21 protein-coding genes and 4 pseudogenes are annotated in these 24,744 nt (G+C 60.2%); 19 read left to right on the forward strand and 6 right to left on the reverse strand.

Going from position 1 to position 24,744, the window contains the following annotated elements; translation table 11 throughout:
- Positions 1-167 precede the first annotated feature (167 nt).
- Together E2E27_RS04805 and E2E27_RS04810 are read left to right on the forward strand one after the other, a co-directional pair.
- The gene (locus tag E2E27_RS04805) at positions 168-734 is read left to right on the forward strand and encodes a MarR family winged helix-turn-helix transcriptional regulator (RefSeq protein WP_006834198.1); all 567 of its coding nucleotides are present in this window, start codon (positions 168-170) and stop codon (positions 732-734) included.
- A complete protein-coding gene (locus E2E27_RS04810) occupies positions 731-2,317 on the forward strand; it encodes an ABC1 kinase family protein (protein WP_006834199.1) in 1,587 nt (528 codons plus the stop codon). Before E2E27_RS04805 ends, E2E27_RS04810 begins: the two co-directional genes overlap by 4 nt.
- A gap of 138 nt (positions 2,318-2,455) precedes the next feature.
- Here E2E27_RS04810 and E2E27_RS04815 read toward each other — a convergent pair.
- Positions 2,456-3,287: pseudogene (locus tag E2E27_RS04815) on the reverse strand (IS3 family transposase).
- Positions 3,288-3,372: 85 nt separating this feature from the next.
- Between E2E27_RS04815 and E2E27_RS04820 the strand changes: the two are divergent.
- Together E2E27_RS04820 and E2E27_RS04825 are read left to right on the forward strand one after the other, a co-directional pair.
- The gene (locus tag E2E27_RS04820) at positions 3,373-3,603 is read left to right on the forward strand and encodes a DUF8840 domain-containing protein (RefSeq protein WP_006834202.1); all 231 of its coding nucleotides are present in this window, start codon (positions 3,373-3,375) and stop codon (positions 3,601-3,603) included.
- A 330-nt stretch (positions 3,604-3,933) separates the two neighbouring features.
- Positions 3,934-4,083, forward strand: a pseudogene (locus tag E2E27_RS04825) (TraE/TraK family type IV conjugative transfer system protein); the annotation flags it as partial.
- Here E2E27_RS04825 and E2E27_RS04830 read toward each other — a convergent pair.
- Together E2E27_RS04830 and E2E27_RS04835 are read right to left on the reverse strand one after the other, a co-directional pair.
- A complete protein-coding gene (locus tag E2E27_RS04830; protein WP_141457926.1) occupies positions 4,022-4,981 on the reverse strand; it encodes a tyrosine-type recombinase/integrase in 960 nt (319 codons plus the stop codon). The pseudogene E2E27_RS04825 and the gene E2E27_RS04830 sit on opposite strands and share 62 nt — an antisense overlap.
- 661 nt (positions 4,982-5,642) lie before the next feature.
- Positions 5,643-6,032 carry a MerR family transcriptional regulator gene (locus tag E2E27_RS04835; RefSeq protein WP_046903606.1) on the reverse strand — a complete coding sequence of 130 codons (390 nt, stop codon included), beginning with the start codon at positions 6,030-6,032 and terminating at the stop codon, positions 5,643-5,645.
- A 75-nt stretch (positions 6,033-6,107) separates the two neighbouring features.
- Between E2E27_RS04835 and E2E27_RS04840 the strand changes: the two genes are divergently transcribed.
- Genes E2E27_RS04840 through E2E27_RS04850 form a run of 3 tightly spaced genes read left to right on the forward strand, consistent with a single transcriptional unit; the run spans position 6,108 to position 7,984 of the window.
- Positions 6,108-6,455, forward strand: coding sequence for a mercuric transporter MerT family protein (locus tag E2E27_RS04840; RefSeq protein WP_082347936.1), 348 nt, complete (start codon positions 6,108-6,110; stop codon positions 6,453-6,455).
- The gene (locus E2E27_RS04845) at positions 6,448-6,660 is read left to right on the forward strand and encodes a GDCCVxC domain-containing (seleno)protein (protein WP_053833516.1); all 213 of its coding nucleotides are present in this window, start codon (positions 6,448-6,450) and stop codon (positions 6,658-6,660) included. The genes E2E27_RS04840 and E2E27_RS04845 overlap by 8 nt, the downstream gene beginning before the upstream one ends.
- Positions 6,653-7,984 carry a dihydrolipoyl dehydrogenase family protein gene (locus E2E27_RS04850; protein WP_046903607.1) on the forward strand — a complete coding sequence of 444 codons (1,332 nt, stop codon included), beginning with the start codon at positions 6,653-6,655 and terminating at the stop codon, positions 7,982-7,984. The genes E2E27_RS04845 and E2E27_RS04850 overlap by 8 nt, the downstream gene beginning before the upstream one ends.
- Positions 7,985-8,150: 166 nt before the next feature.
- Here E2E27_RS04850 and E2E27_RS04855 read toward each other — a convergent pair whose 3' ends face one another.
- Both E2E27_RS04855 and E2E27_RS04860 read right to left on the reverse strand, forming a co-directional pair.
- Positions 8,151-9,911: a TonB-dependent receptor gene (locus tag E2E27_RS04855; RefSeq protein WP_234036189.1), complete on the reverse strand. Its 1,761-nt coding sequence runs from the start codon at positions 9,909-9,911 to the stop codon at positions 8,151-8,153.
- Positions 9,887-10,228 (reverse strand): annotated as a pseudogene (locus tag E2E27_RS04860) (PAS domain-containing protein); the annotation flags it as partial. The pseudogene E2E27_RS04860 and the gene E2E27_RS04855, both read right to left, overlap by 25 nt.
- A gap of 383 nt (positions 10,229-10,611) precedes the next feature.
- Between E2E27_RS04860 and dmeF the strand changes: the two are divergent.
- From dmeF to E2E27_RS04910, 10 genes and pseudogenes are all read left to right on the forward strand, one after another.
- Positions 10,612-11,565, forward strand: a complete 954-nt coding sequence (gene dmeF, locus E2E27_RS04865) for a CDF family Co(II)/Ni(II) efflux transporter DmeF (protein WP_141457927.1) — start codon at positions 10,612-10,614, stop codon at positions 11,563-11,565.
- A 123-nt stretch (positions 11,566-11,688) separates the two neighbouring features.
- Positions 11,689-12,063 carry a hypothetical protein gene (locus tag E2E27_RS04870; RefSeq protein WP_067463363.1) on the forward strand — a complete coding sequence of 125 codons (375 nt, stop codon included), beginning with the start codon at positions 11,689-11,691 and terminating at the stop codon, positions 12,061-12,063.
- Positions 12,064-12,126: 63 nt separating this feature from the next.
- The gene (locus E2E27_RS04875; RefSeq protein WP_141457928.1) at positions 12,127-13,380 is read left to right on the forward strand and encodes a TolC family protein; all 1,254 of its coding nucleotides are present in this window, start codon (positions 12,127-12,129) and stop codon (positions 13,378-13,380) included.
- An 11-nt stretch (positions 13,381-13,391) separates the two neighbouring features.
- Positions 13,392-14,540 carry an efflux RND transporter periplasmic adaptor subunit gene (locus tag E2E27_RS04880; protein WP_141457929.1) on the forward strand — a complete coding sequence of 383 codons (1,149 nt, stop codon included), beginning with the start codon at positions 13,392-13,394 and terminating at the stop codon, positions 14,538-14,540.
- A gap of 37 nt (positions 14,541-14,577) precedes the next feature.
- Entirely contained in the window at positions 14,578-17,841 is a 3,264-nt protein-coding gene (locus E2E27_RS04885) for an efflux RND transporter permease subunit (RefSeq protein WP_141461577.1), read from the forward strand.
- Positions 17,842-17,863: 22 nt separating this feature from the next.
- The gene (locus tag E2E27_RS04890; RefSeq protein WP_046904065.1) at positions 17,864-18,235 is read left to right on the forward strand and encodes a SpoIIAA family protein; all 372 of its coding nucleotides are present in this window, start codon (positions 17,864-17,866) and stop codon (positions 18,233-18,235) included.
- Positions 18,232-18,861, forward strand: coding sequence for a cation diffusion facilitator family transporter (locus E2E27_RS04895; protein ID WP_008603820.1), 630 nt, complete (start codon positions 18,232-18,234; stop codon positions 18,859-18,861). The genes E2E27_RS04890 and E2E27_RS04895 overlap by 4 nt, the downstream gene beginning before the upstream one ends.
- Before the next feature lie 24 nt (positions 18,862-18,885).
- Positions 18,886-19,365 carry a cation transporter dimerization domain-containing protein gene (locus tag E2E27_RS04900; protein ID WP_234036190.1) on the forward strand — a complete coding sequence of 160 codons (480 nt, stop codon included), beginning with the start codon at positions 18,886-18,888 and terminating at the stop codon, positions 19,363-19,365.
- Between the two features lie 64 nt (positions 19,366-19,429).
- Positions 19,430-20,062, forward strand: a pseudogene (locus tag E2E27_RS04905) (thiamine pyrophosphate-dependent enzyme); the annotation flags it as partial.
- Positions 20,059-21,453, forward strand: coding sequence for an aldehyde dehydrogenase family protein (locus tag E2E27_RS04910; RefSeq protein WP_141457930.1), 1,395 nt, complete (start codon positions 20,059-20,061; stop codon positions 21,451-21,453). The pseudogene E2E27_RS04905 and the gene E2E27_RS04910, both read left to right, overlap by 4 nt.
- A 137-nt stretch (positions 21,454-21,590) precedes the next feature.
- On the opposite strand, the gene E2E27_RS04915 is transcribed toward E2E27_RS04910, so the two are convergent.
- A complete protein-coding gene (locus E2E27_RS04915; protein ID WP_060703638.1) occupies positions 21,591-21,989 on the reverse strand; it encodes a MerR family transcriptional regulator in 399 nt (132 codons plus the stop codon).
- A gap of 75 nt (positions 21,990-22,064) precedes the next feature.
- Between E2E27_RS04915 and E2E27_RS04920 the strand changes: the two genes are divergently transcribed.
- Both E2E27_RS04920 and E2E27_RS04925 read left to right on the forward strand, forming a co-directional pair.
- On the forward strand, positions 22,065-22,682 hold the full coding sequence (locus tag E2E27_RS04920) for a cation efflux transmembrane domain-containing protein (protein WP_008603825.1): 618 nt from the start codon (positions 22,065-22,067) through the stop codon (positions 22,680-22,682).
- A 96-nt stretch (positions 22,683-22,778) separates the two neighbouring features.
- Positions 22,779-24,731, forward strand: coding sequence for an FTR1 family protein (locus E2E27_RS04925; protein WP_141457931.1), 1,953 nt, complete (start codon positions 22,779-22,781; stop codon positions 24,729-24,731).
- Positions 24,732-24,744: the final 13 nt, after the last annotated feature.

Raw genomic sequence — 24,744 nt, forward strand, 5'->3', positions numbered from 1 at the left:
ATGCTCAGATGAGGGACGCCGAGCGCATGCGATCATAACATCCCGGCAGTCGTGGCAGGCGAGGTGGCCGGAGCCCCCGCACTCACCCAGCGCCGTTCGGTTCCTTATCAGCTTGAGCGACCATCGGATTCAGTTTCTGCTGTAGCGTGAAATCAGCGAGTGTTTGCATGGCGGCACTGCTAGCGAATATGGTTGACGCTGAGCTTGAACACGCCAGGCATGCGCGAGCCTTCCAAGATAGCGCTATGGATAAGCATATGCCGAAAGATGAGATACGTGATTACGCCCCCAACGAAAAGGATGACATCCTTTATTTGCTAGAAGAGGTGAACAGGACCGCTCGGCGGACCTTCGACGCTCTGATCGTGGGGCTCGACCTCAATCAAACACAATGGCGGATCATCGCGTCCTTGTTGCGAGAACCTACGCTAACACAGACCGAGATTTCTCGCCTGCTCGAGCTTGAATCGGCGACGATAGGACAGGCTGTCGCAGTTTTGGTTGAAAAAGGTTTGATCGAGCGAGAGCGGGCGGCGCACGATCGAAGGGTTTGGAACCTCCACCTCACCGAGCAAGTAAGAACCATCTGGCCGGAACTGCGCGAAGCGGCTGATCGACTCCACGAAATTCTCTGGAAGGGAATGTCTGCGCCTCAAATCGACCTCCTGCGTACGATGCTTCGAAAAGTTGCGGAGAATCAGAAGCAGGCTGACACTTGCGAAGAAAGCCGATGAAGCATGATCTGGAAAACAGTGTCGGTGAACTGACGCGGCTAGCAGAACTCGGTCAGATTTTCGCCCGGCACGGTCTGAAAAATCTCGGAAGCTTGCTTGGCTTTATGCCGGTTTCGGAGAATGAGCCAGATACCGAGGACTTGCGTCCTGCATCGGTGGTGGCGCTGTTGCGCGATGTCGGCCCTGTCGGAATAAAGCTTGGCCAGCTCCTGGCGACCAGAAGCGATCTGTTTACACAACCCTGGATTTCCGCGTTCGGCACTCTCCACGACCAGGTGGAACCGCTGCCGTTCGATAAGATCGAACCGGTGATTGTATCGGCTTGGGGCAGCGACTGGGAACGTGAATTCGCCGCTTTCGAGAGAAACCCGATCGCCTCAGCCTCTATCGCGCAGACTTATGTCGCAACCCTGCTGGACGGAAGCGAGACTATCGTGAAAATCCGCCGACCCGGCATGGCGTCCAGGATCGAGGCGGACATGAGGCTGTTGACACGGCTCGCGGGCCTCGCCGAGCGTCGGTCAAGCGACATTGCTCGCTATCGACCCGTGGAATTCCTTCAGACATTCGCCAAGAATTTAGCGCGGGAGATGGACCTGGCGGCAGAAGCACGTGCCTGTGAAAGGATTGGCGGTTATCTGGAGATGCTTGGGGTGAAGACGCCCGCGATCCACTGGGAACTCACAGGCTTGACGATCAATGTGCAGGAAGCCCTGGGCGGAAAGCCCGCGTCGCGGCACCCGGCAACTGATCCGGCAGGGAATGCCCAGTTCGCGAAGCGCTATGCCGATGCAGTGCTACGGATGATCCTTCTCAATGGAGAGTTTCATGGCGACCCGCATCCCGGCAACGTCTTCTGGATGGAAGGGAACCAGGTAGGCTTCATCGATTTCGGCTCGGTCGGCTTTCTCAGCGGCGCGCGGCGTCAGGAAATCGTCCGACTGATTTTCGCTATCGCGAACGGACAGATAGACAAGGTGGCCGATCTGCTGCTCGACTGGGCAGGCAATCCACTCGTGGATCGCGCGCAATTGGTGATGGACCTGGATGAGCTGATCGCGGAATTTAGCGGCACAGCTCTTGCCGGGATAGAATTCGCGGCAATTTTCGATCGGGTTTTCGGATTGTTGCGCGATTATCGCCTCGTATTGCCGCCCGACCTCGCTATTTTGCTGCGCACCCTGCTGACCGCAGAGGGCTTCGTTCGCTCTTTGGCGCCGGACTACAATATCGCCGAAGAAACGAAGCCGATCGTGATGCAATTGTTTGCCGAGCGATTTTCGATCGGAGCCGCGCGGGATCATTTGGCCAAGGTCCGCAGTGGCCTGCTTGATTTCTCGGCATCGCTGCCCGAGCTAATCGATAACGTTGCCTCGGTCGCTCGATCAGGTACGATTCAGGTATCCATCGACCCAGCCAGTCTGAACCATCTGACGCGGGAAGAGGACCGCAGCACCCCCGTCAAGGGTCCGGTGGTGGCAGCGTTGATCATCTCTGCCGCATTGCTGGCCGACCAATCGTTGTTACTGGCAGGAATTGTTCTGGCTTTCGCGGGAATAGCACTCATTCCTAGATGGAACTGATAAGACCACACACAATGAACGCTTAGACCACGGCCGCCCGGCACCGATATTGGCTACATCAAGGGAGAAGAGTGGAAATGACCGAACAGAAACCTGCCGAAGCGGTGCCTGCCGCCACCATGCTGCTGACCTGCCCCATCAGGGTGGTCCACCGGTTAAGTTAGAGTTCCGGCGGTTGGGGTCGCCCTGCTGGGCGGCCTGGAGCGCAGCGTAAGGCAGCATGGCAGGACGAGGCAAGATCGTTTGTGGGGCCGGCGGCTGGTAGCCCAGCGAAGAGTGTGGCCGGACGGTGTTGTAGTGGATACGCCAGCGCTCGATCAGGATGATTGCCTCCTTCAGAGTGTAGAAGATCTCCCCGTTGAGAAGCTCATCCCTGAGCTTGCCGTTGAAGGATTCGTTGTAGCCATTCTCCCATGGTGATCCGGGTTCGATGTAGAGAGTCTTCACACCAATCCGCCAGAGCCAGTCGCGCACGGCATGAGAAGTGAACTCAGCGCCATTATCGCTACGGATGTGATCAGGCGGACCATGGCGTTGGAACAGCTCGGTCAGCACGGCCAGGACATCATCGCTCTTGAGCTTGCGCTGGACATGGATCGCCAGGCACTGGCGGCTGTACTCGTCGATCACGGTAAGCATGCGGAAGGCCTTGCCGTCATGGGTGCGATCCATGACGAAGTCGTAGCTCCACACATGGCCACTATATTGCGGACGCAGCCTCACGCATGATCCATCGTTGAACCACAGACACCGCCTTCCTGAGCCGCTGGTTCTCCTTCTTGAGATCCTTCAATCGCCGAGCCTGGCTGACCTTCAGCCCACCGTACTCGCGTCGCCAGCGATAGTAACTCTGCTCCGAAATCCCCAGCGATCGGCTGATCTCCCCGATCTTCTCTCCGTGCGAGAGCCGAACTTCGGCCTCACGCAGTATCCCGATAATCTGTTCCGGCGTGTATCTCTTCCGTGCCATTCATCAGCCCCTTTCAAGCCGTAAATAGCCGAAATCCTAACTCTCAAAACGGACCACTTTTCGGGGGGAAGGTCACCTCTGGCCGATGGGAAGGACGCTGACAGGCTGGAAACCGCAGTTGGGCGGTTGGGGCTTGATCGACCTTAGAAACGCGCAATCGGTCGATCCGTTTTCCCTGGCCTCAGATGAACTCATTGAGGTTACCGACTGGGAACTACTTGATTTTGCAGTTCAAGTTGTCAAGCAATGGCTCCAAAGGAAGGGTTTCGAGATCATGTCCACTCACTCAAATCCCAACGTCGATCCGAACATCTGATTTGTCGGAGACAATGGACCCGAGTGGGTAATCGTACGAGCAGCGCGATATCCAGAAAAGGTGGCTCAGATCCCGAGCAACGTAGAGGCCATCGCTAAGCAATGCGAAGCTCTCAGTCACTTGGGGAATTTCGCATCTTTTGGCTTTGCGTTGGCGGAAAACGTTGAAAGGCCCATCTGGCGGGGACACGCTGCCGATGTCCAATTCGAAGGCATTAAGCCGATCTGATCCGGAAGCTCTCATTGCTCCACGCAGGTGTGCGATCTCTTGAAGAATCATGCGGCCATATTCGTGCTCGGCGGTCGCTTTTGGGGTGTAATATAGCCGCCGCTCACCGGCACGCTCAAGACCTTTGTCGGCGCGCAGGTGATCGCGAGCCAGCGCCGCTCCTTCCGTTTCCGCTGGTCGAAGCGTGGCCTCAGCCTTGCGCTCGCCGGCTTTGAGCAACTTCCCACCGACAAGGAGGAACCCGGCCAATGAGCCTTCTCCCATCTCCCCTCGCTGCTGCGCTTGCCGGAACCGGCCTTGCCTGTTTCGCGATCGGCGCGACAAGCTGTTCGATCAGCGCATCGCGCGCAGCAATTGCGCGCGGGCAGAAAACGGGATTGCCCTCTCCGTCGCTCATCGCCTCGGAGCGAAGATTACCATCCTCGTCGGCGAAGACCTGCATCAATCGTACCGGGAAGCTCTTGGAAAGGTAGCATTCGAACGCGTCAATGGCGCGCAGAAGTTCGCCGAGCTTCTCCGGTTCGAGGATCGCCGCGTAGTGGCGCGCTTGCGGTGTCAGCAGCGCACCTTTGAGGATGGCCGTCGGGTCCGTGGTGCAGCGGCCGGTGGCAGCGCCATATCGGAACACCCGGCTCGCGAAGGAGCGGCACTTCTTGGCGGTCTCGCGGTTGCCTCGCGCCTCCAACTTCTTGAGCGGGGCCAGCATCATCTGCGGGTCGACATCCGAAATCGGCATGTGCCCGATCGCTGGTTTGAGCAGGTCTAGGAACCAGCGAGCCTTGAGCAGGGTGGCCTCGGCGCGGCCTTCGCCGACCATCTTGTTCTCGATGTACTCGCGGGCAACTGACTCGAAGGTGTTGGCGGCGCTGATTTTGGCCGTCGCTTTGTTCTTCTTTCGCGTCAGAGCAGGGTCTTCACCCTTGGCAATACGCAGCCTGAGTTCGTCGCGCTCGAGGCGGGCCGCTTGAAGACTAACTTCGGGCCAGGCACCAAGAGCGATCCTCTTTTCTTTGCCGCCTACGTAATACTTCAGCCGCCAGAGCTTGGAACCGTTGGGGAAGATTTCGAGGTAGAGGCCGCGCTCATCGGCGCGCTTGTAGGCGGTAGCACCGGGCGAAAAAGCTCGGATTTGCAAGGCTGTCAGTGCCATTTGGGGGCATGACCTTTCGCCAGAAAGGGGCATGTGGGGGCATATGCCCCGCTCCATGCCCCTGATTGTGGGGGCACGGCCTGAAACAGCGTGAAACACGCGGCATCAAAATCCAGCCAAAAATGGCAGATTTCTGCGGTTTTTTCAAGATTTTTGATGCCACTCCCGCAGGAGTTTTGGTGCCAGAAGAGGCATCACATTCGAAATAATTTTTTACGTCTTATCAGATAGCTAGGAATTCGGTCGTCTCCAAAAAGCCCTCAAAAGGCCCTCAAAAGCCGTCTAATGCATTGGTTCGATGCCTTTTTCGGGACTCCAAATTCAATTTCTCCCTATGCGAGTTGGGCGATATCAATGTCAGCTTTACGCCCGTATTGTGTTGAAAAAGTCGGCCCCGCCGCGCCGGAGGTTAATTTCGGGCAACAAAAATTCAGAGTGAGCTTGCCGCTTGAATCATTGTTACACTACGAGGCGTGCCAAAGTTCTAGTGTTACCGACCAAAACGGGTGGCAGAGTTTTTCAACACAATACGCCCGGATTCTGGACGTAGCCCGCGCATAGCAAGGTGCCCGAAAGCGGACCGCTTGCTTTTCTGCTCTGGCAGGCTGAGTCAATTGTGAGTGTTGGATGGAACGTTGGTCCGTAGCTTGGATCTGCTGGATTAGCCTTCGCCGGCTAAGCTTTCCAATACCGGGCACCGATCATCACTGGTAGTGCCACACTGCCTGATCAATTTTGTCAGAGCAGTTTCCATGCGCGCAAGGTCCGCCAGCTTGGCGCGGACGTTCCCGAGATGCTGTTCCGCGATTGATTGCACTTGATCGCAATGCACATCGGGCCCCGGTGTGAGGTCGAGCAGCGCCCGCACCTCTTCAAGGGAGAAGCCGAGTTCGCGCGCACGCCGAACGAAACGCAGCCGCTCGATGTCCCGAGGACCGTAGTCGCGGTAAGCGCCCCTTCGTGGAGGCGGGTCGATGACTCCTATCCGCTCATAATATCGGATTGTCTCGATTTTGCATCCGGTCTGTTTCGATACATCACCGATTTTCACACGAAACCCCTTGAGTCTGTAGTTGCTACAGACTGTAAATAATTGCGGGAATCGGGTTTTGGAAAGGGACGACTGGTGCGCAGCTTCAGCACATGGTGGAACGGATTAGCGGCGGGCAGCGGTGTCTTTGCTGCCTTCGGAGCAGCTGCTTGCTGTGCACTCCCATTGACGCTTACGTCAGTTGGTGTGGGTTCCGCGTGGCTTGGCAGCATCTCGCCTGTCGTAGCCCCCTATCGCCTCCCCCTGCTGACCCTCGCGTCGGCTCTTCTCCTCGCTGCGACCCTCCGTTTGCTCTGGCAGTTTAGGCAGGCACAAACATGCCCGGCGGACAGTGCATGCGGATCACCGACCTATCGAGCGCTGACCGCCATAGGGATTGCCATCGGTGCTGCGCTGCTGACAGGTGCCTTCCTCTATGGCTGATCCGATCCTGATCTCGCGCTTGCGCTGCCCCGAATGCGGTCATGAAGAAGACATGGAAATGCCGACCAACGCCTGCATGTTCTTCTACACTTGCACGGGCTGCGGCGTGCGTCTCAAGCCGCTCCACGGCGATTGCTGCGTGTTCTGCTCCTACGGCACAGTTCGCTGTCCTCCGATACAGGAAGGGGACTGCTGCAATGGCTGAGGCTTTCGATTTCATTGCGATCGGATCGGGAACGGCTGCGCAGGTCGCGGTCCACCAGATGGCCGACGCCGGGAAGCGTTGCGCGGTTATCGATTACAGGCCCTACGGTGGCACATGCGCGCTCCGAGGGTGCGATCCGAAAAAGATGATGGTGAGTGGAGAGGAAGCGCTCGCTGCACACAGGCGATTGAAGGGGAAGGGTATCGAAGGTTCTGTTTCGATTGACTGGGGTGACCTCCAGGCATTCAAGCGCAGCTTCACCGACCCCGTCCCTGAAAAGCAGGAAGCTCGCTACGAGCGAAAGGGCGTCGCGACCTTCCACGGCACGGCTCGCTTCGCTGGCCCCGGCCGGATCGTGATAGGCGAGACGGAACTGTGTTTTTCCCACGCTCTTATCGCGACGGGGGCGGAGCCTCGATCACTTGGCATCGAAGGCGAGCCGTTGCTGACCCACAGCGATGCATTCCTAGAACTCGAAACCCTTCCAGATCGGATCGTATTCGTCGGCGGTGGATACATAGCTGCGGAATTTGCCCACCTCGCGGCGCGGGCAGGTGCAAAGGTGACCATCATCCAACGAGGCCGCATTCTGAAAGCCTTCGACCCTGACACGGTCGATTGGCTCATGCCGAGTTTCGACGATCTCGGCATTGAAATCGTGGACGCCGAGGTGAACAGCGTAGCGAAGAGAGGCGGCGTTCTGACCGTCCATGCTGGCGACCGCAGGATCGAAGGGGACTTGGTGGTGCACGCTGCCGGAAGAGTCCCTGCGATCGGTTCGCTCGATCTGGGGGCGGGAGACGTCGCCTGTGACGAGGGTCGCTTGGTGCTTACCGCTCAACTACGAAGCCAAAGCAACCCCAAAGTCTTCGCGGCGGGTGACGCTGCTGCAAATGGTCCGCCACTGACTCCGGTCTCCAGTCATGATGCCAAAGTGGTTCTTGAGAACATACTCGAAGATAGCGGCCGAGCTCCGAACTATTGTGGGGTTCCTAGTGCACTTTTCACGGAGCCGCCGGCGGCGCGGGTCGGAATGCTGGAAAGCGAGGCGCACGAGGCAGGTTTGGATTTCACGGTGAATGCTGGATCGCACCCAGGTTGGTTTTCGGCAAGGCGGCTGAACGAAGAGATCTACGGCCACAAGGTGCTGGTCGAAACTGGAACAGGACGCATCCTTGGGGCTCACCTGGTCGGCCCTGACGCTGACGAACTGATCAATATCTTCGGCTTAGCCATCCGACATGGGCTTAATGCGGACGATATTAAATCGACTATGTTTGCTTACCCTACAGCTGCCTCCGACGCCGGATCTATGTTGGGTTGAGCAGCACCCGATCGCCGGAGTTCTCTCCATTCCAACCCAACGACTGCTTTCACACAGCGGTGTAATGCGACCAATGTCCGCTCACGGGTCGCAAGCCGAATGTCCGCTATCTGCGCCTTGTCGACCAGGACCGGACTGACCACTAGCGGCCCCATCGCAGCCCAACTTAGAAGTCGGCAGAGATGCTGGCTTTGATTGTGCGCGGGGTTCCTTGCAGCAGTGCGGCAGAAAAGACGTCGAACGCGCTGGCCCAGTACTTTTCGTTCGTGATATTATCGGCCGAAAGGCGGAGCGTGACCGGCGTGTCGTCCGCCGCGAAGACGTAGCGCGCACCGAGATCGATACGCGTCCAGCTATCGAGTTCGAGCGTGTTGGCGGCATCGACCCACTGCGGACCCGTGTGCACTGCACGCGCTGTGATCGTCGCGCCAGGCACAAAGCCCAAGTCCCACTCCAAGTCTGCATTGGCGGTGTATTCGGAAACGCCAGGTACCTCGTTGCCGCTGACGAGCTTCGCATCGGTCAGAGCTGCGCCGCCGATCAGCCTCAGGCTGGGTGTCAGATCGCCGTTGACCGTGAACTCGATGCCTTGGTGCGTCTGATCCCCGAGGTATCCGAAGCTGCCGTCGGCAAGCACACCCTCTCCCGGTCGCTCAAGGCGGTAGGCGCCGAGACCGACGAAGACATCGCCCAGTGCCAGCTTGCCTCCAACCTCGTACTGCAGCGACTTGCGCGGGGCGAGAACCTCGCCCGGATTGTTTACGAGTGCCGGATCGAGCGGCGCTGTCGGGCCTTGCTGGAGTGCTTCGATCCGGTTGCCGTATAGCGATAGGCCATCGAACGGCTGCAGGACCACGCCGATCACGGGCGTAACCGCACTATCATCATATTCCGTCGCGAGGTCGCCGCCGAAGTAGCTGTAGCTCTTCACATTGATGGATTGCAGGCGCAGACCCGCTGTGACCTGCAATCGATCTTCGATCATCCCCATCGTGTCCGATGCGAAAGCGCTCCACAGTCGCGTCCGCGCAATCGGGAATGGATCAACCAAGTCGCCGCCGACGAGGGTCGAAGAAGGCAGGTCCACTTGTGGGGTGTCGTAGATATTGGTGGCGTAGTCGGCAAAACCCGGTCCGTAGCGAAAATCGTAGGCGTTGCGGTTCACCTGCCAGCTGGCATTGCCGCCGAAATTGAACTCGTGGGTGATCGCTTCGCCCAGCTTCGCGCGGATGCCAGCTTCGAGCGCTTCGTTGTTGTCGGTCCGCGGGACGAACAGCGCCGTGCCGTTCGCAGCACCGCTGGCGGCATCGAGAACGGTTATGCCGCCGTAAATACCCTCCTCGCGCCCGTCGCGCGCACCGGCCCTGAAGTATGCCAATGCATTGTCGGCAAGATCGTATTCCACGGCCAGCGCGCCGAAAACATCGCGCAGTTCGGTGTAGGTGAAATCCTGCGCATAGTTCGCATCGCCATCGGGAACGGCGGGGATCGTTGCGCTTCCGACGGTGACCTTCGGCCGGAAGGCGTCGATCCGGACATTCTGGAACGCCAGGTCGAGAGCTGCCCGTAGCGGGCCACTGTCATAATCGATCGCACCGCCCACGACCTGAGTGCGGCGATCTTCACGGTCGATCGACGTTTCGCCGTCATGATAGGCTGCATTCAGGCGAACGCCCCATTCGCCGTTCTGGCCAAAGCGGCGAGCGACATCGAAGCTGCCGCCGAAGTGGGCATTCTCGCTGGCTGAAACGGTTACGCGATTGAGGTCGGTGTCTCCGGCCCTCTTGAGCTGCAGATTGACGCTTCCGCCAAGTCCCGATCCGCCCGGTGCTGCACCGTTCAGGAAGGCGCTGGCGCCGTTGAGGACCTGGACGCTTTCAAACAGTTTTGGAGGGCGGTGCGCTTCTGCTCGTCGATATCCGTACAAGTGCCGATCCAGCGCTGTATCTCACCCTGCTCGTTGAGGATCGGCAGCGCACGACCGATCATCCAGCGATAATCACCGCTGTGATGCCTCAGGCGATATTCAACCTCGTACGGTTCGCCGGTAGCGAGGCTGTGGTTCCATTTATTCCATGCATCGGCCTGGTCATCCTCATGAAACATCCCGGCCCATCCTTCGCCGTCGGTTGATCCGACAGGGACACCCGAGAATTCATACCAGCGCGCATTGTAATAATCGTGGGAGCCGTCGGGAAGAGTCGACCAAACCATCTGCGGCATGGTGTCGGCGAGCGCATGGAAAGCAGCTCCGGCGGATTGCAGCGCATGCTCTGTAGCCAAGGGCAAGACATCCGGCGCCGAGGAGGATTCGCGGCTGCCAAGCTGGAAATTCGTGATGACTTTTGCATTCATGGCCAGCTTGTGACCTTCCCGGGATGAACAGAATCGGACCGATAGGATACCTGTCGTATCTTGTTGATTTTCAAACGCTGACGCTCATCGCACAGGTAGGATTGAGAGTAAATGCAGCGGATATCGCGAGAAGTGAGGTCCTACTTTTCGCAATACCAGATTCTCGGTCTGACTGACGGGAAGGAATTACTAGGTCCGAAATTCACCTCGGTCTCGGAGTCGAAAGCTCCATTCAGGTTTCGCCCTTCCGTAATACCGATTATCAGCCTCGCATGCACCACGCCGACTCTAAACCGCTCGCCCATGATCACAACTTTCTGAGCGCTTCGCACGACGCGCATGAGCAGCGCACGCGCTATGTTGTCGCTTTGACCGCCGCGATGATGGTGATCGAAATTGTTGCGGGGCTGTGGACTGGATCGATGGCGCTTCTCGCCGATGGTATCCACATGGCGACCCATGCAGGTGCCTTGGGCGTCGCGGCCTTCGCCTACTGGTTTGCCAAGCGCCATGCGAACAACCCGCGTTTCACATTCGGTACCGGCAAGGTGGGCGACCTCGCCGGCTTCGCGAGCGCGCTTGTCCTCGCCATCTTCGCAATCGGGATCGCGGTTGAATCGGCTCAAAGGTTCGTCAGTCCGCTCACGATTGCCTATACCGAGGCTATCTGGATCGCCGTGCTCGGCCTCGTGGTGAACCTCGCGAGTGCCTGGCTGCTTGGTGCCGATCATCACCATGGGCATGATCACGACCATCATCATCACCACGACCATGCGCATGCCGATAACAATCTGCGCTCCGCCTATTTCCACGTGCTTGCCGATGCCCTGACCTCCGTCCTGGCTATCGTGGCCCTTCTCGCCGGCATGTACCTCGGCTGGGCATGGATGGACGCGGCAATGGGGCTGGTGGGTGCTTTCGTGATCGGGCGCTGGTCATGGTCACTGCTGCGCGATACCGCTGCCGTGCTTGTCGACGCCGAAGCGGCCTCTGAACGGTACACAGAGGTGCGCGAGGCGCTCGAGGACCGGGACGCCGCGATCGGCGATCTGCACATCTGGCGGATCGGTCCTGGCAAGTATGCAGTCATCGCCTCGCTCATCGCCGATGATCCGCTCGCGCCCGACAATTATGCCAGCCGACTTTCAGAGCATGCAGAATATGTGCACGTCACGATCGAAGTTCATCGCTGCGAGCATCCGCATCCCGAGCTTCGCGCGGCCTGATCGCGCCGTTCTAAAAGACCGAAACAGTATTCGAGGACTGTTATACTGTAACAAAAGACTTATACTTCATCGTGTTGCGGAACTTGCAATCTTGATGCGGTTTGCTATGAGCCATTGGAATCCATGACTACAAGCTATCGTCGCCTTGTCCTGCACCCTTTCGTCGTCCTGCTCATGCTGGTCGCGATGGTGTTCGTGACGGCGGCGGATGCTGCTGCTTGCGGTGCCGAAGTGGCGCCCGGAAGCACGCCCGTTCTGGCTTCGCTCGATAGCGCTTCTGCGTCATCCGCAGCCGCCGACGAAGTGCCGGGCGATCCGGATGCGCCGGCCGAGCAACACGGCGTGTGTGGACACGGCCATTGCCATCACGGGGCGAGCTTTGCCGGCACCGTGCAGAAGGATTCGGTCCCTCACTTGGTCGTGGTTCCCGATGCGCCTCCCGCCGAAGCGCTCGCTTCCGACATTACCGACCGACTGAAGCGCCCCCCTCGCGCCTGACAACCGTCACCGCGCTGCATGCCGCAGCGCAGTTCGGATCGTCAGCAGAGGAATTTTCGAAAAATGTCAGCCATTCATTGGCGAGGGGTCCTCCTTGGAGGGCTGTTCCTCGCCGCTCAAGCCACGACCGTGGCGGCGCAGGAGCGTGAGCTTCTGACGCTCGAAGCTGCGCTCGCTCGTGCGGGCATCGTCGACAGCGCAGATGAGCCCCCAGAAAATCCGCGCCTGATCGGACCGCGGGCCGAAGCCGACGCGGCGCGGGCCCTGGTCGACCAGGCGCGGCTGCGGCCCAACCCCGAAATTGCTTTCGAAGCCGAAAACATTGCCGGAAGCGGCGCATTTTCGGGATTGCAGGCCACCGAGTACACTTTGTCCCTGAGCCAGCGGCTCGAATTGGGCGGCAAACGGGGAGCGCGCGTCCGCGCCGCCCAGGCGGAAGCGCGCGTCGCGGCCCTTTCAGGAGCGCTCTCGGTTGCTCAGCTAGGGCGATCGGTACGCGAACGCTATGTCGAAGCCGTCTCCGCGGCAGCCCGATTGGAACTCGCGCGGGACATAGTCGAGCGCAATCGCGAGCTTGCCAGGATCGCAGGCGTACTGGTCGATGTCGGACGGGAGCCTCCCCTGCGCTCGCTTCGTGCCGAAGCGGCACTTGCGGAGGCGCTCGCGGAGCTTGAAGCGGCCCTGGCCGCCGACCGTGCGGCGAGGACTGCGCTCGCCGCGCTTTGGGGCGAGGCAACACCTGCTACGGACGTGCCTTCGGTGTTCCCCGAGATCGAACCTCCGGCGACGCTGCTCGCCTCGCCTTCGGCCTTACGTCTTCAGGTCGCCCGTGCCGAACGCGAGGCTGCAGATGCCGCGATCGCCCGGGAACGCTCTTTAGGCATTCCGGATCCGGCGATATCCGCCGGTGTCCGACGGTTCGAGGAAAGCAGAGACCAGGCGTTCCTCGTAGGCGTTTCGATCCCGTTTCCGTTCAGTAATCGCAACCAAGGAAACATCGCTGCTGCCGAGGCGCGGCTTCGCGCCGCGACGGCACGGGAGGCGATTGCCCGCACCGATTTCGAACTCGAAGTCACGCAGGCTCGCGGACAATTTCTGGCAGCCGAAGCGCGGGTCGAGACCCTCGCGGAGACGTCCTTGCCCCAAGCCGAGGAAGCCTTGCGCCTCGTTCGGATTGGCTACCGCAACGGCAGATTTCCGCTGATCGAAGTTCTGGCTGCGGCCGAAGCGCGCGACACCATCCGTGAAGCATTGATTCAAGCCCAGGAAGATCGTGGCCGCCTGGCGGCGACGCTGATCTGGCTCGGCGCACAATGAGGTATTTCCAAATGAACCGTAGACGTCTGGCCGTTTTTATCGGCGTGATCGTTTCAATCGCCGCTGCAGTGTTTATGCTGTGGCCAAGTGGCAGTGCCGACCAGCACATTGAGGAAACGAGCGAGGAGGCCGAGCTTCCCGAAGGGCTTGTCCTGCTTGGCGCCGAACAAATCGAAGCGTCCCAGATAGAGGTCGAAACCGTCAGTCAGGGATCGGCGGTCGAGCTGGTCTTTCCGGCCACCGTCGCGGCAAGCCCGACGGCAAGTGCCCGCATCGATGCCCGCGCAGCGGGCGTAGTCCGCAGTGTCGGCAAAACGCTGGGTGATTACGTGAGGCAGGGAGAGACGATTGCCCGCATCGAGAGCGCCGACGCCGCTGCTCTTGCGGCGCAACTCAGCGCAGCGGGCGCGCGGGTCAACGAACTGTCCGCTGCCTACGATCGGGAGCGCCGCCTTTTCGAGGCCAATGTCACCGCACGGCAGGATCTCGAGGCCGCGCGAGCAAATCTGCAAGTCGCCCAGTCGGAACTTGCGCGCGCCCAAGCGGCAGTCTCCGCGGCGGGCGTTAGCGGCGACGGGCGCTCCCTTGCGGTTACGAGCCCGCTCGCAGGCCGAGTGACCTCGGCGCCTATCGTTCTCGGCTCCTTCGTCGATGCCGGGGAAGAACTCTATCAGGTCGTGAATCCGAGCGGCATGCAGGTCGAGGTTGCCCTCCCGTCGGCTGAAGCAAGCCGCATCCAGCCTGGCGACGAGGCGACTCTGGAAATCGCGGACAACCGGGAAGTGGGTGCGCGCGTGCGGTCTGTCACTCCCTCGCTCGATCCCGAAAGCCGCAGCGCTACGGCGGTCCTGTCGCTCGCAAGGCCGATCCCCGGCCTGCAACCCGGGGCCTTCCTGCAGGCACGTATCCGCCCCTCGGGTGAGGTCGACACAGGCCGCATATCGGTGCCGGAAAGTGCTGTCCAGACAATCGATGGCGCAGAAGTGGTCTTCGTTCGCACGCGCCGCGGGTTTCAAGCCCGTCCGGTGGTCACCGGTGCGCGTTCGGGAGGACGGGTGGTCATCGAGTCCGGTCTCGAAGCGCAGTGGCGGATCGCCACCGCCAATGCCTTTTTGCTGAAGGCTGAACTCGAGAAGGAGGAGGCCGAGCATGGACACTGATCACATGCAGGACGCTGATCGCTCCCACCGCCATGGCCTGATCGGCATGATCCTCGACGTCGCCGTGCGCTTTCGCTGGGCAATGGTCGTGCTGACGCTCGGTGTGGCAATCTATGGCGTGGTGAATTTGCTGCGCCTGCCCATCGATGCCGTACCCGATATCACCAACGTACAGGTGCAGATCAACACCGAGGCACCAGCCTTGTCGCCCTCGCAAGTCGAGACGCAGGTCACCTATCCTGTCGAGACCGGGCTTGCCGGTATCGAGGGTCTGGAGATGACCCGCTCGATATCGCGCAACGGGTTCAGCCAGGTGACCGCGATTTTCGAGGAAGGGACCGACATCTATTTCGCGCGTCAGCAGGTCAACGAACGGCTGACGCCCATAAGCGCCTCCCTACCCGAGGGTGCCGAACCGGTGATGGGACCCATCTCGACCGGCTTGGGCGAAGTGCTCATGTATACCATCGAGTTCGAGTTTCCTGACGGCAAGGAAGCACCGCTGGGCGGAGCGGTCGGTTGGCAGTCCGACGGGAGCTTTGTGACCGAACGTGGCGACCCGCTCGACAGCGATGTGGCCAAGGCTGCCTATCTGCGAACCATCCAGGACTGGGTGGTTGCACCCCTCATGCGGTCGGTCGACGGTGTGGCAGGTGTCGACTCGATCGGCGGCTTCGAAAAGCAATACCTCGTTCAACCCGATCCCGCGCGATTGACCGGTTACGGTTTGTCGTTCGACGAAGTGATTACCGCGCTGGAAGCGGCCAACCTCGCCGAAGGCGCCAATTTCGTCGAGCGGGCCGGTGAAGCGCTCCTCGCCCGGGTCGATGCGCGCCTCGGCAGCGTCGAGGATATCGAGCAGGCGGTCGTTTCCACCCGCGAGGGAGTCCCCATTCGCGTGGGCGATATCGCCACGGTCAGTATCGGCGGCGACCTGCGAACGGGCGCGGCGTCGCTGAATGGCGATGAAGCAGTCGTGGGGACCGTGCTCATGCGCGCGGGCGAGAACAGCCGCACCGTTTCGGCCCAGGCGGCCGAACGGCTCGAGGAGGTTCGCAGCTCCCTGCCGGAAGGAATTGTCGCGGAGATCGTCTACAACCGGTCTTCCCTGGTCGATGCGACGATCGCGACCGTCGAGAAGAATCTTGTCGAAGGCGCGCTTCTGGTGATCGCGATCCTGTTCTTGCTGCTGGGCAACATCCGGGCAGCGATCATCGCGGCGCTGGTCATTCCCTTTTCCATGCTGATGGCATCGATCGGAATGAACCGGCTCGGCGTTTCGGGCAATCTCATGAGCCTGGGTGCGCTGGACTTCGGCCTGATCGTCGATGGTGCCGTCATTATCGTCGAGAACAGTGTCGCGAGGCTCGCGGCCCGGCAGGAACACGAAGGCCGGCTTCTCACACTGGGCGAAAGGTTGACGGAAACGCGGCTTGCCGCGCAGGAAATGATCAAGCCGACTGTGTACGGGCAGGCGATCATACTTCTCGTCTTCGCACCGCTTCTGACCTTTACCGGCGTCGAAGGCAAAACCTTCTCGCCCATGGCGATCACGGTCATGCTCGCGCTCGCCTCGGCGTTCGTGTTGTCGCTGACCTTCGTCCCGGCAATGATCGCCATCCTGCTCAACAAGAAGCTGACGGAAAAGGAGGTCAAGCCGATCCGGATCGCCAAGGAGCGATACGGACCGCTGGTCCGCAAGGCGATCACCCGCCCCTGGCCGGTCATCGGCATGGGCGTCGGCATCTTCGCCTTTGCGGCCTTCGTGTTCAGCTTCCTCGGGAGCGAGTTCACACCGCAATTGGACGAGCGCGACATCGCCGTGCAATCGCTGCGTATTCCTTCGACCTCGCTCGAACGTTCGCTCGCGATGCAAAGGCGGGTCGAGGACCGGCTCGAGCAGTTTGAGCAGGTCCAGCTCGTCTTTTCGCGGACGGGCACGGCAGAAGTGGCTAGTGACCCGATGCCGCCGAACGCTTCCGATGCGTATGTGATCCTCAAACCCCGTGAGGAATGGCCCGATCCCGACCTCGCCAAGGACGAGTTGGTCGCGCAAATGGAGAGCGCCCTCAGCAGTCTCGTCGGCAACCTTTACGAGTTCAGCCAACCGATCGAATTGCGGTTCAACGAATTGATCGCAGGCGTTCGCGGAGATGTTGCCGTCAAGATCTACGGAGACGATCTCAGCGCCATGACCTCAGCGGCGAACGAGGTTGCGGGCGTGCTGCGCAATGTCGACGGCGCCGCGGACGTCAAGGTCCAGCAAGTGACCGGGTTCCCCACCCTCGATATTGCCTTCGATCGGCCAGCGATTGCCCGTTACGGGCTGAAGGTCGAAGACGTTGCGCAATCGGTGGCGATCGCACTGGGCGGTCGGCCTGCGGGCCTCGTTTTCGAAGGCGATCGCCGCTTCGATGTGGTTGTGCGGTTGTCGGACGCGACCCGCGACGATTTCGACCAGCTCGGTGCTTTGCCGGTGCTGCTCCCGAACGGGGCAACCATACCGCTACGCTCGGTTGCCGAGTTCCGTGTGGTGGATGGTCTCGCGGAGGTTCGCCGGGAACAGGGACGCAGACTGGTGATCGTTTCGTCCAACGTGCGAGAACGCGACCTCGGGTCTTTTGTAGAAGAGGCCCAGGAAAGGGTTGCGGCGCAGGTCGAACTGCCCGCTGCCGCGTTTATCGAGTGGGGCGGTCAATACCAGAACCTCCAGGCTGCTCAGGAAAGACTTCAGATAGTCATTCCTATCGCTTTCGCGGTCATTCTCTTGCTGCTTTACATGGCGGTTGGGGGCTGGGTGCCGGCGCTCGCCGTATTCAGCGCGATCCCGTTGGCCCTGGCAGGCGGGATTTTCTCCTTGGCTCTACGCGGGATGCCATTCTCGGTATCTGCGGCGGTAGGCTTTATCGCCCTGTCGGGTGTGGCGACCTTGAATGGCCTCGTGATGGTGACTGCGATCCGTCAGCGGCTCGACAGGGGCATGGCGCTCGATGACGCCATCGTCGATGGTGGATTGGCGCGCCTAAGGCCGGTTCTCATGACCGCGCTCGTTGCATCGCTCGGCTTCGTGCCGATGGCCATTGCGACCGGGACCGGCGCGGAAGTGCAACGTCCCTTGGCGACAGTCGTCATTGGAGGGTTGATCACCGCCACCGCGCTGACCCTTTTCGTCTTGCCCGCAATCTTGAAGCTGGTTTTCGGGACCAGAGAAGATGACCGGACCTGGCGACAGCGTTGGTGGGACAGGCTGCGGCGCAATGTGACAAGCGATGAGCAGCGCGAGCTGAAGGACATCACATGACCGATCGGGAAAGGAGAATACGGTGCTGGCACTGAAGGAAAAGAACGGACTGCTCTGGATACGTGCCGGAGGCAGGCAGGGGGATGAAGCCTATGACCGCTTTGTTCCCCAATTCGAACATATCGCAGAGCGCGAGGCCGGTACCGTCCCGATGGTGATCGAGCTCGCGCCTGACTTTTCGGGTTGGAACTTCGGAGGTCTCTGGCGCGATCTCAAGTTCGACATCCGGCATAAGGATTGTTTCGGCCGGATCGCCATAATCGGCGACAGCGAATGGGAAGAGTGGGGCACGAAATTGTCATCCTCACTCTTCCGCACCGAAATGAAGTTCTTCCGGCCAACACAGCGTAGTCATGCGGAAAGCTGGGTACAAACCGAGGAGGACGCAGCATGAGTGGCGGACATGAGGTCGATGTCGGGTCGCCTGAAAAGCGCAAGACCCTGTGGGTTGTCCTGTGGCTTAACGTGGCCATCGCGATCGGCTTTTTCGCGGTCGGGTATTTTGCCGATTCTAATGCGCTGTTGGCGAACGGCCTCGATAATTCATCCGATGCCATCGTTTATGCGCTCAGCCTGCTCGCGCTGACCCGCTCACGGACCTGGAAACGCGGGGCCGCACGTTTCTCCGGCATCATGCTGCTGATCTTCTCTGCTGGGGTTATCTTCGATGCTTACCGACGGTTTGTGGAAGGGTCCGATCCGGGCGGGATATTGATGATGGCGATGGCGTTCATCGCGGGGATGGTCAATCTCTATTGCCTGCGCCTGCTGCAGAAGATGGAGAACAAGGACGTCAATATGCGGGCGGCGACCACCTTCAGCTTCAACGACTTTATCTCTAATGGCGGGATCATTATCGCCGGCATCATTGTGATGCTGACCGGAACCAACTGGCCCGACCTCGTTGTGGGCATCGCGGTAGCTTGCATCGCTCTCTATGGCGGCATCGAGATTCTGCGCGACGCTCACATGGATAGCCACGACGATGCGGGAACCAAACACGGCGAGAAGAGGAATTGACCCTATTCGATCTTCCTGCACAATGTGTCCGATGCGCTGGCTTCGGCCGGTGTGATCGTGGCTGGCGTGCTCATTCTGCGATACGAACTTTATATCGCCGATCTGACCATCACGGTGGTCATTGGTGACTTTGTGATCTGGCAGGGCGTTAATTTGTTGCCTCGCACGGTGCGTCTCTTGATGGGCGCGGTGCCGGACGAAAGCGAGTTCGATCGCATTGTGAGCGACCTGCGTGACGCAGAAGGCGTGGCCGACGTCCATCACGTCCAAGTCTGGAGCATCAGCGAGCATTATCGCGCGCTTGAGGCGCATGTCGTTCCTGCCGAATCTTCGTTGCAGGCTTTCGAGGATGTGAAGGCGCGGGCTCGCGGTATGCTCGAGACGCAGCACGCCATCGCCCATGCAACGTTCGAAGCCTGTCTCGCTGCGGACTGTGATCCCGACATGATCCCGGACCATCAGGTCGAGAAGAACCATCATCACGACCATGACCGCGACCATTGACAAGCGCGGCGATCGGGTCGGTCGCTGTGGGTAAGCTGCTTGGCAGCGCACGACATGAACCGCCCTGCATCACGAGATTGCATCGCACATCTCCGAGACCAGCGACGACGAACGTTTTCCAATGGTCCCCCAGCGCGTAGTTGCCGACGTACGCAGCGTAATGGCGCGCGATGATATCGTTGCGCTCGACAACGGCATCTACAAGATCTGGTTCGCCAGAAACTACATCGCCCACGAGCCTGGCACCATCCTGCTCGACAATGCATTGGCGACGATGGGTGCTGGCCTTCCATCCGCCATGATGGCTGCGATGCTGGCGCCGGGGCGCAGAGTGCTCGCGGTATGCGGCGATGGCGGGTTCATGATGAACTCGCAGGAACTGGAAACGGCCGTCAGGCTTGGACTGAACCTTGTCGTTCTCGTTCTGAATGATGCAGCATACGGGATGATCCGCTGGAAGCAGGACCAGCTTGGCTTTCCGGACTACGGCCTGACCTTTTCCAATCCCGACTTCGTCACCTACGCAAAAAGCTATGGAGCGACCGGTCACCGGGTGGAGCGGATCGCAGATCTTGTGGCGGTCCTGAACGCCGCATTCGAGGCGGGCGGCGTGCACCTTGTCGATCTGCCCGTCGACTACTCCGAAAACAAGAAGGTGCTGATCGACGAACTCGGCGCAAAGGTGTGCGAGCTATGAAGACGATCGTTCACAATCCGTTCGACCGCGAGCCGGTTGCAGAAGTGGCGCTTGTCGACTGGGCTCAAATCGATGAATGGCTGAGTGAAGCGCAGTTGCTCCACCGCGACCGCCGTGGCTGGCTTGCCGTGCACGAGCGTATTGCTATCCTCCGGCGGGCAGCGGATATCATGCGCGAACGAGCCGAGGATCTGGCTCTCCAGATCGTCAGGGAGGGCGGCAAACCCCTGGTCGATGCGCGCGTGGAAGCCGGTCGCGCGATCAACAGCGTCGACTTGTGCGTTCAGGCGCTCAGCGATGGCGGCGGTCACGAGATCCCCATGGACCTGACAGAAGCGGGTGCGGGAAGGACGGCATATACCTTCCGCGAGCCGATCGGTCCTGTCGTGGCGATCTCGGCATTCAATCACCCCCTCAACCTGATCGTCCATCAGGTTGGACCGGCGGTAGCAGCCGGGTGCCCCGTTCTCATCAAGCCTGCGCTGGAAACGCCTCTGTCATGCCAGAGCTTCGTGAACATTCTCCATGAAGTCGGCCTGCCCGAGGCCTGGTGCCGGTTCGCTCCGTGCAGCGACGATGTCGCCGAAAGGATGGTAACCGATCCGCGCACGGCGTTCTTCTCATTCATCGGTTCTGCGAAAATCGGCTGGATGCTTCGCTCGAAGCTGGCGCCCGGAACCCGCATTGCTCTCGAGCACGGCGGCGCGGCGCCGGTAATCGTGGACAGCGGCGTGGAGCGCGCAGCAGTGATCGCCTCGTTGCTCAAAGGCGGGTTCTATCATTCGGGTCAGGTCTGCGTTTCCGTGCAGCGCGTATTCGTCCCTGCTGCAGAATTGAAAGACTTCGCCAATGACCTAGGGCGAGCTGCCGAAAAGCTGGTCGTGGGCGATCCCGCCGATGCCGAAACCCAATGCGGACCCCTGATCCGAACGGAGGAAGTCGACCGCGTCGAACGCTGGGTCGATGAAGCCATTGCAGCAGGCGGCACCCTGGTCTGCGGGGGAAGCCGTCTGAGTGACACTCTTTTCTCCCCGACCGTCATTGTCGATCCTCCCGAAAGTGCCAAGGTATCCCAGGAAGAAATCTTCGGCCCCGTGATCTGCGTGTATGGCTATGACGATATCGACCTGGCTATCGAGCAGGCCAATGCCCTGCCTTACGCCTTTCAGGCCGCTATATTCACCGATCGGCTGTCAATCGCCAATCATTGCATACAGTCTCTCGCGGGATTGGCTGTGATGGTGAACGACCATACGGCATTCCGCGTCGACTGGATGCCTTTTGCAGGTCTGCGCCGCTCCGGGCTTGGCGTCGGCGGGATCGCCTATACTATGGCGGATATGAGCCTTGAAAAAATGGCCGTCTGGAACTGGCCTGCGGCGGCATCATAGCCCGTTCGACAGACCCGGGATGGCGACACGGGCAGCTTCGCACTCGTCGGCCTTTCCCGAAGTTAAGTCTCTTATGGGCGGCCGACAAAAGCCGTGCATTGGCGAGCCTGACCGAACTGGCGCACGAGGCGCGGACATCAAGGCTCGGCGGTACCCGCAAGTGCATCGATGATGCGGCAATCGCCTACAGTGTCTTGCTCGCAGGCAGCGATCATACGCCCAAGTTCCGTCCGCAACGCCTCCAGGCTCGCGATCTTGCGCTCGACCTCGCCGAGATGGCTTCTGGCCAGAGCGTCGATGCCCGCGCAGGACCGGTCGGCATCATCGGAGAGATCGAGCAATTCCCTGATGCGTGCCATGGAGAAGCCGAGATCACGCGCGCGCCGTATGAAGTTAAGGCGCGCTTCCTCTGCTGGTCCATAATCGCGATAATTGGCCCGCGTGCGTGGAGGGGCAGCGAGGATACCCTCACGCTCGTAGAAGCGGATTGTTTCGGATTTGACGCCGGTTATCCGGGCAAGTTGACCAATTCTCATGACAAAGGCTCCTGCGGCTTGACCTTGTAGTTACTACAAGGTGCATAGGGCGGATCGACGCAAGGAGTCGAGTAAATGGGAAAGACCTGCTGCGGTCCCGATGAGGGCGGTGCAAACAACAACGATCCGACATGGCGGCGCATTCTGTGGATCGCGCTGGGCCTTAATGCAATCATGTTCGGTGTGGAGATCGTGGCAGGCATTGCTGCGGATTCGCGCGCCTTGCAGGCCGACGCGCTCGACTTTCTCGGTGATGCGGCAAACTATGCTATCAGTCTCGGCGTAGCGGGCATGGCGCTCGTCTGGCGCGCGCGTGCGGCTCTCGTAAAGGCGGCGACCATGCTGGCTTTCGGCCTGTGGGTGCTCGGCTCGGCCATCTGGGGTTTTTTTGTCGGGGCGTCGCCCGACCCGGGAACGATGGGCGCCATCGGTTCTCTTGCTTTGGCGGTAAATCTCGCCGTCGCCGCGATGCTGTTCCGGTATCGCTCGGGCGATGCGAACATGCGCTCGGTGTGGATCTGTTCGCGCAACGACGCGATCGGTAATATCGCCGTGCTGGCGGCAGCGATTGGCGTTTTCGGCACCGGCCGTGCGTGGCCCGATCTGGTTGTGGCGAGCATCATGGCAGGACTGGCGGTGTGGGGAAGTGCCGAAGTCTTCAAACAGGCACGTGGCGAACTGCGCTCTACCTAAACTCCAGAATATGCCCGCGATTGCGGATTGAGGGAAATACGTTTCCGTCTAGACTCTGCTATTGCGAATTAATTGCAACAGATATAGAGACCCCTCATGCATCGCATCGTCTCCGCCACCGTCCATCCGGCACTGCGGCTCATTCTGCTGGCGCTTGCGCTGTGTCTGTCCGTCACCGCGAACGCGGAAGAACCCGATGTGCGAACCACCTGGCGTCTGCTCGATTATATCGCGGTCGACTACGCCTCCGCGGTTTCCGAGGGACGTGTTGCCGACGAATTCGAATATCGCGAAATGGTGGAGTTTTCCGATGTCGTGGCGCGGCAGGTCGCTGCATTTCCGGACACTAAAGACAATCAAGCACTCATCCGCCGATCGGACCAGCTGCGAGCTCTGATCGCCAACAAGGAACCTGCCGAGCAAGTTGGGCGCTTAGCGCGCGCGCTGGCAGCCTCGTTGCTGACAGCCTACCCGGTTCCGCTCGCCCCTTCGCAGGCGCCCGACCTTGTCCGCGCCCGCACTCTCTTCGCGCAGAACTGCGCCTCGTGTCACGGCGCCGCCGGAAGTGCGCCACCGGCCGCAATGCAGGCGCTCGATCCCCCGCCGATAGACTTTACCGATATCGACCGGGCACGGCAGCGCAGTGCGTTCGGGCTTTACCAGGTCATCACGCAGGGGCTTGAAGGAACGTCCATGGCCAGCTTCGCATCGCTGTCCGACGAGGATCGCTGGGCGCTTGCATTCTATGCCGGCAGCATTGCTTTTGAAGATGTGGCCAAAGGCGAGCGTATCTGGCGGGAAGATGATGGCATACGCCAGCTTGTCCCCGATCTCGAGACGCTCGCCGCGCTCACACCGGAAAGTCTGGCCGAGGAGATCGGAGAGGACCGTGCGCTCGCCGTCATGGCCTATCTTCGCGCCAATCCCAATGCGGTGGGACAGGCAAATGACACAGGTTCGCTCGCTTTCGTTCGCGATACGCTCGATCGCAGCCTGTCAGCCTATCGGGCTGGCGACCGTGAAGAAGCGCGGCAGCTTGCCCTGTCTGCCTATCTCGACGGGTTCGAACCCCTGGAGGCCCTCCTTGCAACGCGCGATGGCGGTTTGATGCGCGAGGTAGAACAGGCGCTCGGGCAATTTCGGGCCGGAATAGAGTCCGGTGCGGATCCATCCGAACTACAGCAACTAAGGGCTCGCATCGATAGTCTGCTGGCCAGAGCCGAGGGAGCGTTGGCTCCTGAGGCGGCCAGCGAAATCTCGACCTTTCTCGGGGCGTTCACCATCCTGCTGCGCGAGGGGATCGAAGCACTTCTGGTTGTGATCGCCATGATCGCCTTTGTGAAAAAGTCGCAGCGCTCCGAGGTATTGCCCTATATCCATGGTGGCTGGATCGCTGCTCTTTTCGCAGGTGTCGCCACCTGGGTCGTAGCAACCTACTTCGTAAGCATCAGCGGGGCGAGCCGCGAGATGACCGAAGGGATCGGCGCGCTGCTTGCGGCTGTCATTCTCGTATCGGCCGGGATCTGGATGCACGGCAAATCCCAGGCCGAGGAGTGGCGGCGCTATATCCAGGAAAAAATGGGCAAGGCGCTTTCGCGCGGATCGGCATGGTTTCTCTTCGGGCTCGCCTTTGTCGTGGTCTACCGCGAAGCTTTCGAGACTATCCTGTTCTACGCTGCCCTGTGGAACCCGCAGAGCAGCGGCATCATACTGGCAGGTGCCTTGTCGGCAGTAGCGCTGCTGGCGCTCATTGCTTGGGCCATGCTGCGCTACAGCCGCAAACTGCCGATCACCCAGTTCTTCCGCTACAGTGCTATCCTGATTGCGATCCTTGCGCTCATTCTCGCGGGCAAGGGCGTGGGCGCTTTCCAGGAGGCCGGAGTTCTTTCCGCCACTTTCATCGCCGGCTTGCCGCGCCTCGCCGAACTCGGCTTCTTCCCGACTGTCGAGACGATCGGCGCGCAATTGCTCACGCTGCTGGCCCTGATTGCCGGATTTCGGGTAAGTCGATCACCATCGGGACCGCAGCCGGCAGCTGTCGAGGGATAGGAGATCCCGGTTT

Origin of the sequence: Porphyrobacter sp. YT40 (assembly GCF_006542605.1) — a bacterium.
Lineage (GTDB): Bacteria > Pseudomonadota > Alphaproteobacteria > Sphingomonadales > Sphingomonadaceae > Erythrobacter.

Excerpts from the sequence above, each read along its gene's own strand:
- E2E27_RS04805 (WP_006834198.1), top strand. The coding sequence starts at position 168 with ATGGCGGCACTGCTAGCGAATATGGTTGACGCTGAGCTTGAACACGCC.
- E2E27_RS04810 (WP_006834199.1), top strand. The coding sequence starts at position 731 with ATGAAGCATGATCTGGAAAACAGTGTCGGTGAACTGACGCGGCTAGCA.
- E2E27_RS04820 (WP_006834202.1), top strand. The coding sequence starts at position 3,373 with ATGGGAAGGACGCTGACAGGCTGGAAACCGCAGTTGGGCGGTTGGGGC.
- E2E27_RS04830 (WP_141457926.1), bottom strand. The coding sequence starts at position 4,981 with ATGGCACTGACAGCCTTGCAAATCCGAGCTTTTTCGCCCGGTGCTACC.
- E2E27_RS04845 (WP_053833516.1), top strand. The coding sequence starts at position 6,448 with ATGGCTGATCCGATCCTGATCTCGCGCTTGCGCTGCCCCGAATGCGGT.
- E2E27_RS04850 (WP_046903607.1), top strand. The coding sequence starts at position 6,653 with ATGGCTGAGGCTTTCGATTTCATTGCGATCGGATCGGGAACGGCTGCG.
- dmeF (WP_141457927.1), top strand. The coding sequence starts at position 10,612 with ATGCACCACGCCGACTCTAAACCGCTCGCCCATGATCACAACTTTCTG.
- E2E27_RS04870 (WP_067463363.1), top strand. The coding sequence starts at position 11,689 with ATGACTACAAGCTATCGTCGCCTTGTCCTGCACCCTTTCGTCGTCCTG.
- E2E27_RS04875 (WP_141457928.1), top strand. The coding sequence starts at position 12,127 with ATGTCAGCCATTCATTGGCGAGGGGTCCTCCTTGGAGGGCTGTTCCTC.
- E2E27_RS04880 (WP_141457929.1), top strand. The coding sequence starts at position 13,392 with ATGAACCGTAGACGTCTGGCCGTTTTTATCGGCGTGATCGTTTCAATC.
- E2E27_RS04895 (WP_008603820.1), top strand. The coding sequence starts at position 18,232 with ATGAGTGGCGGACATGAGGTCGATGTCGGGTCGCCTGAAAAGCGCAAG.
- E2E27_RS04910 (WP_141457930.1), top strand. The coding sequence starts at position 20,059 with ATGAAGACGATCGTTCACAATCCGTTCGACCGCGAGCCGGTTGCAGAA.
- E2E27_RS04915 (WP_060703638.1), bottom strand. The coding sequence starts at position 21,989 with ATGAGAATTGGTCAACTTGCCCGGATAACCGGCGTCAAATCCGAAACA.
- E2E27_RS04920 (WP_008603825.1), top strand. The coding sequence starts at position 22,065 with ATGGGAAAGACCTGCTGCGGTCCCGATGAGGGCGGTGCAAACAACAAC.
- E2E27_RS04925 (WP_141457931.1), top strand. The coding sequence starts at position 22,779 with ATGCATCGCATCGTCTCCGCCACCGTCCATCCGGCACTGCGGCTCATT.